The following is a 15,721-nucleotide window of genomic DNA, read 5'->3' on the forward strand; positions in this document are numbered from 1 at the left end:
TAACGCCAGAAATGGTGGAAAAAATAGCCTAAATAGGCTGATTCGATGTGTTTGCGGGAAAAAAATCGGCCCAGATCCGCGAAATTTTAATCAGCGAGTCAGCTTGGGAAGAAATGACCTGCTTATTCGCACCTTCCTTAGCTTCGGTGATGTGCGGCGTATATTGGCAGGTAAATTTCTCGAGCAAATGATCGCAAAACTACCCGCTGGATTGCGTGGTGCCGATCTATTAATTGAAACAAGCTTTGGCGAATTACTTCAGATTATTGAAAACGATCTGGAACTACAACACATTGTGCCCATTAACAATCGTCGAAAAGTTATTGAGCATGTCTTACTCTATCTTCATCGGCAGGAGATTTTAACGCTCAACCATGGCATGACGGTAATGCGCCGGGCCATGACCATAGAAGTGAATAAAGATGATAAGCGCAAGACTTTCCTTAAGGAAGATTTTTTGCGTCTTGATGAACATTATCGTGAAAAGCGTATACAGGTACACGTAATGCGCGAATATGCGGAACAAGCCCTCGAAAATATGGCAAAGGCACTACGGCTGGTTCTTGATTACTTCACTGGTTCCAAACAGGATTTTATAAAAGGGTATTTTACTGGTCGAGAAGAGGTGCTCAAACTGGCGACCAGTGAAGAATCCTGGAATTCGATTATAGGGATGTTAAATCCGACGCAAAAAGACATTGTAGCTGATGATGACGATCTCAATCGTCTAATTCTGGCAGGCCCCGGTTCTGGAAAAACGCGAGTGATCGTGCACCGCATTGCTTATCTACTTCGTGTGCGTCGCATTGCGGCATCTAGCATCGTAGCGTTGACGTTTAATCGCCATGCCGCTAATGAAATTCGTAAGCGTCTGTTAGCACTGGTTGGCGCGGATGCTTACGGTGTGAGCGTCATGACTTACCATAGTATGGCGATGCGTTTAACCGGTACTCGCTTTGAGCGTGGCTTTGACGTAAATAGTGGTTCCCTTGATCAAGTCTTAAGGGATGCAGTCGAGTTACTGGAGGGTAAACGGAATATCGAGGGTGAGGATGACCTTCGGGAACAACTACTCCGTGGCTATCGTTATATTCTGGTCGATGAATATCAAGATATTAATGAAATGCAATACCGATTAGTCAGTGCGCTTGCAGGCCGTCATGCTGAAGAAGATGGGCGTTTATGTATAATGGCAGTAGGGGATGATGATCAAAATATTTACGCATGGCGCGACACGAATAATATTTATATAGAGCGTTTCCGTGAAGATTATACGGCGTTAACCAGCTACCTGACTGAAAATTATCGTTCCTCCCGCAATATTATCGATTCCGCTAACCAAATAATTAGCCTGAATCCTGGGCGTATGAAAGCGGTGAATCCAGTACAGATTAATCACGCGAGAGCCGCTCTGCCTTATGGTGGAGAATGGGAAGTGCGCGACGCACAGCGGCAGGGGCAGATCCTGAGAATGCAGATCGACTCAGTGGATGCGCAGCAGGTGAATGTGCAGGCGCAAGCAGCCTTTAGTGAGTTAAGCAGACTTATTGCGCTTGATAATGGAGGCTGGAACGGGTGTGCGATTATGGCACGAACACACCGCTACTTAGTGCCGGTTCAGGCGTTGTGTGAAAAGTACCATATTCCCTATTTTATGGCCGCAGATAAAGACGCGCTTCCCCCGATTACTCGCCAACGCAGTTTTGTTGCTGTTATCGATTTCTTACGCAAAATCGACAGCGCATCCCCCAGCGAGGTTTGGGAACGCATAGCTGGCTGTTATTTATTGAAGGATGCAGAGTGGGAACGATTTTTTCGCGATGCTTTTGAACAACTGCAAGGAGAACTGGGTGATAGTCAGTTATGGGGGCAGGCCTTCATCGACTGGATGTATGACTATGCTCATGAAATTCGTCAGCAACCCAAAAGCGGGCTTTATCTTGGAACGGTGCATTCGGCAAAGGGGCTCGAGTTTCGTCACGTCGTGCTTTTGGATGGTGGCTGGAATACAGATAAAGAGAATATAGAAGCTGAGCGTCGTCTTTATTATGTGGGGATGACCAGGGCTGAGCAAACTCTTACATTATGCGAGCTTGCTGACGGTCACTCGTTAAGTCGTTCTTTGAAAAACAATGTTGCGCATGACGTATTCCAGGGGAAGTCACTCCCGGAACTGGAAGTTAGTTTTCAGTCTCTCGCGTTACAGGAGATAAATATTGGCTTTGCTGGGCGTCACTCTCCTGACGACCGGATACACTCGCATATCAGTAAGCTCCAGGAAGGTGATGTCCTTACTCTGAAACGGGATGGAGCGGTATATCAAATTCTGGATAACCAGGGATGTGTCGTTGGAAAAACCTCAAGTAAATTTATACCGCAAATCGATTTTGCTCACTGTGAAGTGGCGGCAATCCTTGTCCGGTTTGCTGAGGATGAGGGAGAGGAATACAGGAGCGGGATCAAATCTGCGCGTTGGGAAGTTGTTGTGCCACGCGGAAAGGGGAGAAAGCTGTAGAAATATTATCAGGCAAAATCAGGACATTTTAGGGGATTGGCCCTCTGTGCTTGATTGTGAGGGCCAGCGAATTAAGTGAAAACTCAGCTAGCGCTGCACAGGTGCCTCAATCGTCAGGTTCGTTGATTGTGATTCTTTTTTATCCTGATGATGGTGCCACGCGCCGATAGAAGAGTAGACGAAACGCCCAAGGAAGAACATCAAACTGATGAGTAGTATGATTCGAATCATTCGACCATTGAATTGGTGTCGTTTTCGCATACTGGTAGCCTGGCTCACAAAGGGGTCCTTTAACAATACCCACAAACGGGGCGATGTCTACATTAAGGCATAGGGAATCATCGGGGTCAATCAATGACAATGTAAAAAAACGTCAAATGAATCATTAATTAATGTTATATAAGATAATAATGCTATTTACAAAATCCATTAATTAATCTGCCCCACCGCAAAAAATTGAAACTTTATGTTTTTAGGCGCGTTATTTGTTGATTTGTATCAAGCGCTCATGCCTGTTGACCTCTAGAATTCCCAGTCCGAACCGCAGGATAACTTACTTTGCGGGCCACTAAGCCAGGTTGGATGCCTGTCTGAATATACCCAGCAGGATTTGGGATATCCTTAGAGCATCTATGTATTTCTGTAAAACATATAAAAAATATCGTGACTACTGGTGGGCATTACCGCTTGTTTTGCCCTTGATTTTACTACCAATCATAAAGCTTGCTAATACATATGCATGGATTGATGGGGGCAAGGTATCTCTTTATTATCTGCCACTGCCATTTATGCTGTCTCTGATGCTTTTTTTTGGCTGGAAAGCGATACCGGGTATTGCTGCAAGCATTTGGCTCTACCTGAGCAAAGACCTCTGTTTTCTTGAGAGAGTTGGTATCGTCCTGCATTTTCTAATCCCGCTGGTTCTTGCCTGGGGTGGATATCATATTTTTATCCCGCGTCGCCAAATGGTTTCTCATGGTGATACGCGGCTGATTGCACATCGCCTGTTCTGGCAGATGTTCTTCCCGGCGACCGTATTCCAGCTGTTGTTTCAGTTTGCAATCTACGTGGGGCTCTATCCCAGCCGCAGTGATTTTCAGTGGGTATCGCCGCTGACATTACGCAGCCTGATTAACTATCAATCGCTGTTAGTGAGTTGTTTAACCGGCGTACCGTTCTGCTACATGCTGATTCGTCTGGCGCGTAACCCTTGCTACATTCGTGGCCTGATTTCGCAGATGCGCCTCGATTTCGATCCTAAAGTAAAGTGGATGGAAGTCGTCGCCTGGCTGATTGCTCTCTCATCGCTGCTTGTTCTCCTGCTGATGCCTTTGACCAATCAGAGCACTATTTTCAGCACCAACTACACGTTGTCGCTGCTGCTGCCCGTGACGCTGTGGGGAGCAATGCGTTTTGGCTATCGTTTTATCTCACCGTTGTGGACTCTATTGCTGATTGTGGCGATTCATTTCCATTATCACTATTTGCCTATTCATCCTGGTTATAGTTCTCAACTGGCGATCACCTCATCCAGTTATCTGGTGTTCTCCTTTATCATTGCTTACATCGCCGTGCTGTCGACGCGTGAGCGAACTATCCATGCCCGAGTACGGAGGATGGCATTCCTCGACCCGGTAGTGCATTTACCCAACCTCCGCGCCCTGAATCGGGCAATTGATGCTGCGCCCTGGTCGGTGGTCTGTTTCCTGCGAATGCCCGATCTGGAAGTGCTGGGCCGCCATTATGGCGTGATGCTCCGCATAAACTATAAACAGAAACTGGCAGAGTGGCTGAGCGAGGTACTGCGGCCCGGGGAAGATGTATACCAGCTTTCTGGGCACGATCTGGCAATGCGGTTGAATACTGAAGACTACCAGCAACATATCGCGCGGGTAGATGCCAGAGTGAAGCAATTTCGCTATATCTGGAACGGGATGCCGCTTCAGCCACAGGTCGGAATGAGCTACTGCTACATTCATTCGCCGGTTTCACACCTTTCCCTGCTGCTGGGAGAGCTGAGTACCATAGCCGATTTGTCACTGATTTCTCACCAGCCGGAAAACCTTCAGCGGCGCGGCGCTCTTCATTTGCAGCAGGAGTTAAAAGATAAAGTGGCGATGATGCTACGCGTGCAGCAAGCGCTGGAGAACGATCGTTTTTGTCTGATGGCACAACCAATCGTCAGCGTTCGTGGCGATGATTATCATGAAGTACTGCTGAGGATGATTGGTGATAACGGGGAACTGATCTCCCCCAATGATTTTCTGCCTGTCGCCCATGAATTCGGTATGGCATCGCGGATTGATCTTTGGGTTCTGGAACATACATTGCGTTTTATGGATAACAATCGGGAACATCATCCTGGAATGCGCTTGTCGGTTAATTTATCGCCGTCGACGGCCTGCGGGCTGGATTTTTCTCAGAAGGTGGCTGATTTACTGGCGAAATATAATATTGAAGCCTGGCAGTTGATTTTTGAAGTCACGGAAAGCCATTCGCTGAGCAACCCGGAGCAGGCTCGTCAGACGCTGGCAGTGCTTCAGGATATGGGATGCCGCGTGGCGATTGATGATTTTGGCACCGGTTACGCGAGCTATGCGCGACTGAAAAACGTCAGCGCCGATATCTTAAAAATAGATGGGAGCTTTATCCGCAATATCGCGACCAGCAGCCTCGACTACCAAATTGTCGCCTCCATTTGCCATCTGGCACGGATGAAAAACATGCGCGTGGTTGCGGAGTTTGTCGAAAATGAAGAGATTCGTGAAGCAGCGATATCGCTGGGGATTGATTACCTTCAGGGATATTGCATCGGCAAACCAGCTCCTCTGGAGGAGCTGGCCACGGAGCATTTACCGCTACTGCCGCAATCAGGCAGCGATTTCCGGTGAACTTTCTTCGGTAATTTTTAACAACCAACCGGAAACGCCTTCCCAGTATTCCTGCTCTTTTTCCAGATCGAGCAGGACCAGCGCATTCTGGCTAAACCAGCCGTGCGGGAAACAGAGCGTCCAGTGATGGGCCTCTGTTTTCAGCGTCAGCGTCGGCGGTTTAGTGGTGGCCTGACGCTGATTATTCAGCAGCACGCCAAGGCGCAGTAACTGAATCATCGGCAGGAACTGTTTTTTCTTGAACAGTGTAAAGCGCGGAAGATCATCCAGCTTAATGCCTTTACGATGATAGCGAACCAGCGTCGCCATAAGTAATTGCTGTTCCTGATTGAATCCCGGCAGGTCGCTATTTTGCAGAATATAAGCGGAGTGGCGATGCATACCGCTGTGATTTATATTCAGTCCGACTTCATGCAGCAACGATGCCCATTGTAGCAGAGCCGCCAGCTGTGGGTGTCCCAGCTTCGGATTCTGCGCCAGCCACTGTTCATACATATGCGTGGTGGTTTCCAGCACGCGCTGTGCCTGCTCGCGGTCAATGTTGTACTGGTTTGCCAGACTTTGCGCGGTACGGCTACGAACATCCTGATGACGGAAACGGCCTTCCATTTCATACAGTACGCCTTCGCGTAGCGCGCCATCGGACAAACGCAGCTCTTTAATCGCCAGTGAGTCAAACACGCCGCACAGAATCGCAAGCCCTGGAACAAACACGTTTTTGCGCTCTTCGGAAAGACCCGGTAGGCTTAGCGCCGAAAAGTTCTTACATTTCAGCACGCCTTCCACCAGCATCTCGAGGCGTTCGGGGGTAATGAAACCATCCTTTTCACCCATTTCGATCAGCACTTCATGGGCGGCTTTTATCGTGCCTGATGCGCCCAGCGCAACATTCCAGCCCTGAATACGATATTGCCAGGAGAGCGTCTCTAGCTTTTGTACCGCCGCCAGACGGGCGCGCTGGAAGCTTTCGCGGGTAATCACGCCGCCCGGGAAAAATTGCTGTGCGAAGCTGACGCATCCCATGCGACGGCTCTCAACCAGTTTAGGTTCGAAATCTTCGCCGATCACCAGTTCCGTCGAACCACCGCCGATATCCAGTACCAGTTTGCGGCCTTTTTCCGGTTGGGTGTGCTCTACGCCCATAAAAATCAGACGCGCTTCTTCATTACCCGAAATGATTTCAATCGGGTAGGGGATCACTTTTTCAGCTCGGGTTAAAAAATCCGTGGCGTTCGCGGCCTGGCGCAGTGAGTGTGTACCCACGATACAGACGCTGGAAGGGGAGAACCCTTGCAGACGTTCGGCAAACAGCGCCAGGCAGCTTAACCCACGCTCCATCGCTTCTTCGCTAAGCATGTTATTTTCATCCAGACCATCAGCCAGATGCACACGTTGCTTCAGGCGGCCGATTATCTGCATCGCGCCGTCAACTACACGGGCGATGACCATATGAAAACTGTTCGAACCAAGGTCTACCGCCGCAAATTCTTGCGGGCGAGGGGCTTTGCTTTTTATGGGCATAGGTTATTCAGGTTGTTCAAGGGATTTTATATAGTCGTAGATCGCCTGCTGGGCCCGCACCTTACGGCGGTTACCACGTGGAACATAGCGATTACTCAGCTCTTTATCGATGTAACGTGCTTTGACCGTGTCGCTGAACAGAATCTCGATAATATCGAGAATGCGCTGCTTCAGGCGCGGATCGAGCAGCGGCGTCGCCACTTCAATTCGGTAGTCAATGTTACGCGTCATCCAGTCGGCGGAAGAGAGATAAACCTGCTTGTCGCCGCCGTTTTCAAAAATATAGACCCGGTCATGTTCGAGGAAGCGGTCAACGATACTGATAACGCGAATATTATCGCTCAGCCCTTCCAGTTCCGGGATCAGCGAACACATGCCACGAATCAGCAGGTTAACCTGCACGCCCGAGCCTGATGCGGCATACAGTCTGTCGACCAGGCCTTTATCAACCAGATTGTTCAGTTTAAGCGTAATGCCTGCTTTCTGGCCGTTTTGCGCGTTGGCGATTTCCCGGTCAATCATCTCATAGAGCAGACGGCGGGAGTTTTGCGGTGACACCATCAGGTAATCGAAGGTGACCGGGCGATACGGGTTCTCAATAAAGTTGAACACCCGACGCACTTCATTGGTGATACGCGCATCGGCGGTCAGCAATGAATAGTCGGTATAAATGCGTGCGGTTTTCTCGTTAAAGTTCCCGGTACCGATATGGGCGTAACGCACCACATCCTCGCCTTCTTTACGCGAAATAAGGAACAGTTTGGCGTGAATTTTGAGTCCCGGTGCCGAGAAGATTACGTGAACCCCCGCTTCCGTCAGGCGCTTGGCCCAATGGATATTGGCCTCTTCATCAAAACGCGCCTGTAATTCCACCACTACCGTCACTTTCTTGCCGTTGTGCGCAGCGTGGATCATGGCGTCGATGATGCGGGAATCTTTGGCCACGCGGTAAATGTTGATTTTAATGGCCAGCACGCTCGGGTCGAATGACGCCTGACGCAGCAGTTCCAGCACGTGCTCAAACGTGTGATACGGATAATAGAGCAGCACATCGCGTTCGCGAATGGCATCAAAACCGTTGCGGAATTTGTCGAACCAGATATGGCGTAAACGCGGCATCGGTTTATTCACCAGATTGGCTTTGCCGACGTTCGGGAAGCCAATAAAGTCTTTAAAGTTGTGATAGCGCCCACCCGGAACGATGGAGTCGTAGCGGGAGATAGTGAGCTTTTTACGCAGCATTTCCACCATCGCGTCAGGCATATCGCGCTGATAGACAAAACGGACCGGCTCGGCGGTTAAACGTTGCTTCAGACTGGAAGACATCAGCTCCATCAGGCTCGATTCCATTTCGTGAACCAGATCGTATTCGGCATCACGAGTCATCTTCATCGAGTAGGCGTTCAGGGCATCGTAGTCAAAGAAGCCTTTGAAGATGTCATCCAGACAGTAACGCAGAATGTTATCCAGCAGGATCATTGGTTTGCGACGACGCGGCGTTTCCGGCGGCAGATTCACAAAACGGGGAACCTTATCAGACGGAATTTCCAGCAGCGCGTAGTTGGTGTCGTTGCCGCGAATAATCTCCACCGCCAGATAGGTGTAATCATCTTTCAGGAACTGCACCAGGTCCGTTTCCCGGTTCAGCAGAATCGGGGTAATGTGTTGACGCAACTGATGTTTAAAGTAATGACGCAGCCAGCTTTGCTGATTCACTGACAGCTGACGCTCGTTAATCAGGAAGATCTGATTACGCGCCATTTCCAGCAGCAGTTCGTTGTAGAGACCGTCAAATTCCTGATCGGCTTTCAGTACGCGGGATTGGATCTTGCCCAACAGATGACGAGAGTGGGCCGTGGTGCCCTGTTCTTCGCTGATGATAATGCGCCGCTTCAGTTCGGCGAAACGCACTTTGTAGAATTCATCCAGATTATTGGAGTAAATCCCCAGAAAACGCATGCGTTCAATCAGCGGATTGCTTTTATCCGCGGCTTCCTGGAGAACCCGCTCATTGAAGGATAACCAGCTTAGCTCTTTCTCGATATACAGTTTGTCCTGACCCATTACTACTTACACTCCGTTCCATCCACGCGTTATGGCCTGGCTATTATGGCGAGCATTCCAGTTGAATGTCCAACTGTGCCAGAAGAGTATGACACTTATTAAGCGGTGGCAGGGAAATTCATGCCCAAAATACTATTCGCCGGGCGGCTTTGGTGGGAGGATTGATTGTATTAAAATCACCGCAGCGGAAACTGCGGTGAATAAGATTACTCATCTTCAGACGCATAACCACTGACTGGCAGTTTTACGCCATCCAGCCAGGCGCTGTTATCACGCATGGCCAGCCGACCGTCAACAAACCAGCTCACCACCAGTGGGTAAATGGCATGTTCCTGAGCCTGCACGCGCGCGGTAATATCGCCTTCGTCGTCACCGTCAAACACGGGGACTTTCGCCTGTAAAATTACCGGCCCGCCGTCCAGTTCTTCGGTGACAAAGTGTACCGAGGTACCGTGTACAGCATCGCCGTTTTCCAGCACCTGTCGATGGGTATCGAGGCCGGGATATTTTGGCAGCAGGGAAGGGTGGATATTCAGCAAACGCCCCTGATAGTGGCTGACAAACTCGGCGCTCAGAATACGCATATAGCCTGCCAGCACCACGACATCGGGCGCATAAGCGTCGATTTCGTGCATCAGCTCGCGGTCAAACGCTTCACGGCTGGCGTACTGGCTGGCGGTTAACGCGTGCTGCGGGATACCGGCATCAAGGGCGCGCTGAAGGCCGTACGCGTCGGCCTTATTGCTGAATACCGCACGAATGGTGCCCTTTATTCTCTTCTGCGCACAGGCGTCGATAATGGCCTGTAAGTTGCTTCCGTTACCGGAAACGAGCACCACGATATTTTTCATTATTCGATGACCACACGCTGTTCGGAATCAGTGGCTTTGATATAGCCGATTTTCCACGCGTTTTCACCTTTTTCGTTCATCAGGGCGATGGCTTTATCCGCTTCATCGGCTGCCAGCGCAATCACCATACCCACGCCACAGTTAAAGGTGCGGTACATTTCATGGCGGCTGACATTGCCTGCGTCCTGCATCCAGTTAAAGATGGCCGGCCACTGCCAGGAGGACTCGTCAATCACCGCCTGGGTGTTGTCCGGCAGTACGCGTGGGATATTTTCCCAGAAACCGCCGCCGGTAAGGTGGGCGATGGCGTGAACGTCGACATTTTCGATCAGTTCAAGAATCGATTTCACGTAGATGCGGGTTGGCGCCAGCAGATGGTCGGCCAGAGACTTGCCTTCCAGCTGTGTGGTTTCCGGGTCGCAACCGCTGACTTCCACGATTTTACGCACCAGTGAATAGCCGTTTGAGTGCGGGCCGCTGGAGCCCAGCGCGATCAGCACGTCGCCGTCGGTGACTTTTGAGCCATCGATGATTTCTGATTTTTCTACCACCCCGACGCAGAAGCCTGCCACATCGTAATCTTCACCGTGGTACATGCCCGGCATTTCCGCCGTTTCGCCGCCCACCAGGGAGCAGCCAGACTGTAAACAGCCTTCCGCGATGCCGTTGATCACGCTGGCCGCGGTGTCGACGTCCAGTTTGCCGGTGGCGTAGTAGTCGAGGAAGAACAGGGGCTCAGCACCCTGAACCACAAGGTCGTTCACACACATGGCGACAAGGTCGATACCAATGGTGTCGTGACGTTTTAAATCCATTGCCAGACGCAGCTTGGTGCCAACGCCGTCAGTGCCAGAGACCAGCACCGGTTCACGATATTTTTGCGGCAGCGCGCACAATGCGCCGAATCCACCTAATCCACCCATCACTTCCGGGCGACGGGTTTTCTTCACCGTACCCTTGATTCGGTCAACCAGAGCGTTTCCTGCGTCAATATCAACACCGGCATCTTTATAGCTGAGAGAGGTTTTGTCGGTCACTGCTAAGTCTCCACGCGTTTGCGTTAGCAAGAAAAATCGGCGCAATTCTAACAGTCTAAGCAAACGTTTGCGAGCCCATTATGCATCCATTTTTCAGGGCGTGGATTTTTGCCGTTCGGCCTGAGAACGCGGTCAAGTTTGATACCGTTCACGAAAATGAAACCGGGTACATTTTTGTCCTTGCATCAGTTGCATTGAATGCACATGATGCCACTGAAACCGGTTTCTGTTTTGGCGAAAACGAGAAGTCAGCGTGTCGTTTTACCATTCTGGAGGGATGAGAACGATGAGCATTGCAGCATTTGATATTGGCGGCACCGCGCTAAAAATGGGCGTTGTGGACGCACAGGGCTCGATTGTAGAGAAAGGCAAAGCGACCATCCTCGACAGCGACGGCGACCAGATTTTGCAGGCTATGCTCGACTGGGTTGCTGCGCATCCTCAATGCACGGGCATTGCTATCAGTGCGCCGGGCTACGTTAATCCTCATACCGGGTTTATCGAAATGGGCGGCGCTATTCGTCGCTTCGATAATTTCCCCATGAAAGCGTGGCTGGAGGCGAAAACATCACGCCCCGTAACGGTTGAAAACGACGCCAACTGCGTGCTACTGGCGGAGCGCTGGCTAGGTAAAGCTAAGAAGATGAATGATTTTCTGGTGCTGACTATCGGCACCGGTATTGGCGGCGCGATTTTCTGCAATGGCAAACTGGTTCTCGGTAAGCGTTTTCGCGCCGGCGAGTTTGGTTACATGTTTACAGACAGACCGGGCTCGCGTCACGTAACGAATTACACCATGAATACAACCTGTACGCTGCGCGTGCTGCGTAAACGCTACGCGGACAGCCTCGGGCAACCGCTGGATGCCGTCACCGGCGAAGCGGTTTTTGATGCCTGTGAAGCAGGCGATCGCGCGGCGCTTCGTCTGGTCGATGACTTCCTGAATGGCATCGCTACCGGGCTCTATAACCTGGTCAATCTTTTCGATCCTGAAACCATTTTTATTGGCGGCGGCATTATCGAGCGCCCCGGATTCCTGGCGTTGCTGCGTGAGCATCTGCGCTGGTTCGGAATTGACGACTTCGTGTGTGCGGCAAGCCAGGGCAACGACGCCGGGCTGTTGGGCGCGGTTTACCATTTCAATCAACAGAACGCGACTGTTTAATGAGGGAAAGCTATGTCTGGATTTAAAGCGGGATTTCTGTGGGGCGGCGCGGTGGCTGCGCATCAGCTGGAAGGTGGCTGGCAGGAAGGCGGGAAGGGCATCAGCGTGGCTGATGTCATGACGGCGGGTGCGCACGGCGTGCCGCGTGAAATCACCGATGGCGTATTGCCCGGCCAAAATTACCCCAATCATGAAGCCATTGATTTCTATCATCGCTATAAAGACGATCTCAAACTGTTTGCCGAAATGGGCTACACGTGTTTTCGGACCTCTATCGCCTGGACGCGTATTTTTCCGAAAGGCGACGAACTGGAACCGAATGAAGCCGGATTGCAGTTCTATGACTCTCTGTTTGATGAGTGCCTGAAGCTCGGCATTGAGCCGGTGATCACCCTATCGCACTTCGAGATGCCGTATCATCTCGTCACCGAATATGGCGGCTGGCGTAACCGTAAACTCATCGACTTTTTCGTACGCTTTGCACAGGTCGTTTTCGCGCGCTATCAGCACAAAGTGAAGTACTGGATGACCTTTAACGAGATCAACAACCAGGCCAACTTCCATGAGGATTTTGCGCCGTTCACCAACTCCGGGCTGAAATATCAGCCGGGTGAAGATCGCGAGCCGGTGATGTATCAGGCGGCGCACTATGAGCTGGTGGCCAGCGCCCTGGCCGTAAAAGCGGGGCGTGAAATTAATCCTTCGCTGCAAATTGGCTGCATGATTGCCATGTGTCCTATCTATCCACTGACCTGCGCACCTGGCGACATGATGATGGCGATGAACGCCATGCATCGCCGCTACTGGTTCACCGATGTGCACGTACGCGGGAAATATCCACAACATTTGCTGAACTACTTCGAACGTCGCGGATTTGCACTGGATATCACCGAAGAAGACAAACAGGCGCTCACCCAGGGTTGTGTCGATTACATCGGTTTTAGTTATTACATGTCGTTTGCCACCAAAGCGACCGACGATAACCCGCAGCTTGATTACGATGAAACCACCAGCCTGGTTTCTAACCCGTACGTGCAAAAATCCGACTGGGGTTGGCAGATTGACCCGGTAGGACTGCGTTACTCGCTGAACTGGTTCTACGATCACTATCAGTTGCCGCTGTTTATCGTCGAAAATGGCTTTGGCGCAATCGACGTGCTGGAAAGCGATGGCACGGTGAACGACCAGTACCGTATCGATTATCTCGCGGCGCACATTAGCGAGATGAAAAAAGCGGTTGTGGAAGATGGCGTTGACCTGATGGGCTACACCCCATGGGGCTGTATTGACCTCGTTTCCGCAGGCACCGGCGAGATGAAAAAACGCTACGGTTTTATCTACGTTGATAAAGATAACGAAGGCAACGGCACGCTGGCGCGCAGCCGTAAAAAATCCTTCAACTGGTATAAAGAGGTGATCGCTTCTAACGGCGAGAAGCTGTAATTGCTTTTAAGCGGTCAACCCCGGTTGGCCGCTTTCCTTTGACAACGCGTGTCTGCGCCGATAATCGTTTCTCTCTTCACTGCAACCCCGCCTATGCTTGATCAGCATCAAGTAAAAAAATGTTGCTGGCGAAAAGAATGGCGGTATAATCCGTCGATTTTTTTTGTGGCTGCCCTATTCAAAGGAGAAAGAGAATGAAGATTGTGGAAGTGAAACACCCACTCGTCAAACACAAGCTAGGCCTGATGCGCGAGAACGATATCAGTACTAAACGCTTCCGTGAACTCGCCTCCGAAGTTGGCAGCTTACTGACCTATGAAGCTACCGCCGATCTGGAAACCGAAAAAGTGACTATCGAAGGCTGGAACGGCCCGGTAGAAATCGACCAGATTAAAGGCAAGAAAATTACCGTTGTGCCCATCCTGCGTGCGGGCCTCGGCATGATGGACGGCGTGCTGGAAAATGTTCCGAGCGCACGTATCAGCGTAGTGGGTATGTACCGCGACGAAGAGACGCTGGAGCCGGTACCGTACTTCCAGAAACTGGTTTCCAACATTGATGAGCGTATGGCGCTGATCGTTGACCCGATGCTGGCAACCGGCGGTTCCGTTATCGCTACCATCGACCTGCTGAAAAAAGCGGGCTGCAGCAGCATTAAAGTGCTGGTGCTGGTTGCGGCACCTGAAGGTATCGCCGCGCTGGAAAGCGCGCACCCGGATGTCGAGCTGTACACCGCATCCATTGACCACGGGTTAAACGAGCAAGGATACATTATTCCGGGCCTCGGCGACGCCGGTGACAAAATCTTTGGTACCAAATAAGAGAATAAATCATCAAGAGCCGACTCAAGAGTCGGCTTTTTTTTGAATAAAACTAAATGCAAATCTAATAACACTGAGGAAAACATTATGACGCGCCGTGCTATCGGAGTGAGTGAACGACCGCCGCTGTTACAGACGATCCCGCTTAGCTTGCAGCACTTGTTCGCCATGTTTGGCGCCACCGTTCTGGTGCCCGTCCTGTTTCACATCAACCCGGCAACCGTATTGCTGTTCAACGGCGTCGGTACCTTGCTCTACCTTTTTATCTGTAAAGGCAAAATTCCGGCGTATCTGGGGTCGAGCTTTGCGTTTATTTCACCGGTAATGCTCCTGCTGCCACTGGGGTACGAAATGGCGCTTGGCGGCTTTATTATGTGCGGCGTGCTGTTCTGTCTGGTGTCGTTTATCGTTAAAAAAGCCGGTAGCGGCTGGCTGGATGTGATGTTCCCTCCGGCGGCGATGGGCGCAATCGTTGCCGTCATCGGTCTTGAACTGGCCGGCGTGGCGGCGAATATGGCAGGCCTGCTTCCCGCTGAAGGGCAAACACCGGATAGCAAAACCATTATTATCTCCATGGTTACGCTTGCGGTTACCGTATTTGGTTCAGTTCTGTTCCGCGGCTTTCTTGCTATTATCCCCATTCTTATTGGTGTGCTGGTGGGCTATGCGCTCTCCTTCGTAATGGGCGTTGTCGATACCACGCCAATTGCGCAGGCGCACTGGTTCGCGCTGCCAACCTTCTACACCCCGCGCTTCGAGTGGTTCGCTATTCTGACAATTCTGCCTGCTGCACTGGTGGTGATTGCAGAGCACGTCGGCCACCTGGTGGTGACCGCGAATATCGTTAAAAAAGACCTGATTCGTGACCCGGGTCTGCATCGCTCTATGTTTGCTAACGGTCTGTCGACGGTTATCTCTGGCTTCTTTGGCTCCACGCCAAACACCACATACGGCGAAAACATTGGCGTAATGGCGATTACCCGCGTCTACAGTACCTGGGTTATCGGCGGCGCGGCGGTGATTGCGATTCTGCTCTCCTGCGTCGGTAAACTGGCTGCGGCCATCCAGATTATTCCGCTGCCGGTGATGGGGGGGGTATCTCTGCTACTGTACGGCGTGATTGGCGCATCCGGTATTCGCGTCCTGATTGAGTCGAAAGTTGACTACAGCAAAGCGCAAAACCTGATCCTGACCTCGGTGATTCTGATCATCGGCGTCAGCGGCGCGAAAGTGCACATTGGCGCTGCTGAGCTGAAAGGCATGGCCCTGGCGACCGTTGTGGGCGTCTGCCTGAGCCTGATCTTCAAACTGATTAGCGTGCTGCGCCCGGAAGAAGTGGTGCTGGATGCTGACGACAGCGACGTCTCCACCCGCTGATCCTCTGACCGGGCGGTGCGCCGCCCGGTTCTCTCA

General features: G+C 51.3%; 11 protein-coding genes. 6 read left to right on the forward strand and 5 right to left on the reverse strand.

Features of this window, described 5'->3' with window-relative positions; genetic code table 11:
- A partial coding sequence (locus F0Q32_RS02620) for a UvrD-helicase domain-containing protein (protein ID WP_149461852.1) occupies positions 1–2,515 on the forward strand: 2,515 nt, incomplete at its 5' end.
- Between the two features lie 87 nt (positions 2,516–2,602).
- Here F0Q32_RS02620 and F0Q32_RS26395 read toward each other — a convergent pair.
- Positions 2,603–2,794 (reverse strand): YfgG family protein, encoded by a 192-nt coding sequence (locus F0Q32_RS26395; RefSeq protein WP_149461853.1) that lies wholly within the window; start codon positions 2,792–2,794, stop codon positions 2,603–2,605.
- Between the two features lie 353 nt (positions 2,795–3,147).
- On the opposite strand from F0Q32_RS26395, the gene F0Q32_RS02630 reads away from it, so the two are divergent.
- Complete coding sequence (locus F0Q32_RS02630; protein WP_149461854.1) at positions 3,148–5,406, forward strand: EAL domain-containing protein; 2,259 nt, start codon at positions 3,148–3,150, stop codon at positions 5,404–5,406.
- On the opposite strand, the gene ppx is transcribed toward F0Q32_RS02630, so the two are convergent.
- From ppx to purM, 4 genes are all read right to left on the reverse strand, one after another.
- Positions 5,386–6,927: an exopolyphosphatase gene (gene ppx, locus F0Q32_RS02635; protein ID WP_149461855.1), complete on the reverse strand. Its 1,542-nt coding sequence runs from the start codon at positions 6,925–6,927 to the stop codon at positions 5,386–5,388. The genes F0Q32_RS02630 and ppx overlap by 21 nt on opposite strands.
- A gap of 3 nt (positions 6,928–6,930) precedes the next feature.
- The gene (gene ppk1, locus F0Q32_RS02640) at positions 6,931–8,991 is read right to left on the reverse strand and encodes a polyphosphate kinase 1 (protein WP_149461856.1); all 2,061 of its coding nucleotides are present in this window, start codon (positions 8,989–8,991) and stop codon (positions 6,931–6,933) included.
- 206 nt (positions 8,992–9,197) lie between these two features.
- Positions 9,198–9,842: a phosphoribosylglycinamide formyltransferase gene (gene purN / locus F0Q32_RS02645; protein ID WP_149461857.1), complete on the reverse strand. Its 645-nt coding sequence runs from the start codon at positions 9,840–9,842 to the stop codon at positions 9,198–9,200.
- The gene (gene purM / locus F0Q32_RS02650) at positions 9,842–10,879 is read right to left on the reverse strand and encodes a phosphoribosylformylglycinamidine cyclo-ligase (RefSeq protein ID WP_108473417.1); all 1,038 of its coding nucleotides are present in this window, start codon (positions 10,877–10,879) and stop codon (positions 9,842–9,844) included. The genes purN and purM overlap by 1 nt, the downstream gene beginning before the upstream one ends.
- Positions 10,880–11,165: 286 nt before the next feature.
- Between purM and bglK the strand changes: the two genes are divergently transcribed.
- The 4 genes from bglK (at position 11,166) to uraA (ending at position 15,685) form a co-directional block, all read left to right on the forward strand.
- Positions 11,166–12,044 carry a beta-glucoside kinase BglK gene (gene bglK / locus F0Q32_RS02660; RefSeq protein WP_149461859.1) on the forward strand — a complete coding sequence of 293 codons (879 nt, stop codon included), beginning with the start codon at positions 11,166–11,168 and terminating at the stop codon, positions 12,042–12,044.
- A gap of 12 nt (positions 12,045–12,056) precedes the next feature.
- Positions 12,057–13,487, forward strand: coding sequence for a 6-phospho-beta-glucosidase (locus tag F0Q32_RS02665; RefSeq protein WP_149461860.1), 1,431 nt, complete (start codon positions 12,057–12,059; stop codon positions 13,485–13,487).
- 194 nt (positions 13,488–13,681) lie between these two features.
- On the forward strand, positions 13,682–14,308 hold the full coding sequence (gene upp / locus F0Q32_RS02670) for a uracil phosphoribosyltransferase (protein WP_149461861.1): 627 nt from the start codon (positions 13,682–13,684) through the stop codon (positions 14,306–14,308).
- Positions 14,309–14,395: 87 nt separating this feature from the next.
- Entirely contained in the window at positions 14,396–15,685 is a 1,290-nt protein-coding gene (gene uraA / locus F0Q32_RS02675; protein WP_149461862.1) for a uracil permease, read from the forward strand.
- The last annotated feature ends 36 nt before the right edge of the window (positions 15,686–15,721 follow it).

This window comes from Pseudocitrobacter sp. 73 (assembly GCF_008369545.1).
GTDB classification, from domain to species: Bacteria; Pseudomonadota; Gammaproteobacteria; order Enterobacterales; family Enterobacteriaceae; genus Pseudocitrobacter; species Pseudocitrobacter vendiensis.

Coding starts and splice junctions, on each gene's coding strand:
- upp (WP_149461861.1), top strand. CDS start 13,682: ATGAAGATTGTGGAAGTGAAACACCCACTCGTCAAACACAAGCTAGGC.
- F0Q32_RS02630 (WP_149461854.1), top strand. CDS start 3,148: ATGTATTTCTGTAAAACATATAAAAAATATCGTGACTACTGGTGGGCA.
- bglK (WP_149461859.1), top strand. CDS start 11,166: ATGAGCATTGCAGCATTTGATATTGGCGGCACCGCGCTAAAAATGGGC.
- uraA (WP_149461862.1), top strand. CDS start 14,396: ATGACGCGCCGTGCTATCGGAGTGAGTGAACGACCGCCGCTGTTACAG.
- ppx (WP_149461855.1), bottom strand. CDS start 6,927: ATGCCCATAAAAAGCAAAGCCCCTCGCCCGCAAGAATTTGCGGCGGTA.
- ppk1 (WP_149461856.1), bottom strand. CDS start 8,991: ATGGGTCAGGACAAACTGTATATCGAGAAAGAGCTAAGCTGGTTATCC.
- F0Q32_RS02665 (WP_149461860.1), top strand. CDS start 12,057: ATGTCTGGATTTAAAGCGGGATTTCTGTGGGGCGGCGCGGTGGCTGCG.
- purN (WP_149461857.1), bottom strand. CDS start 9,842: ATGAAAAATATCGTGGTGCTCGTTTCCGGTAACGGAAGCAACTTACAG.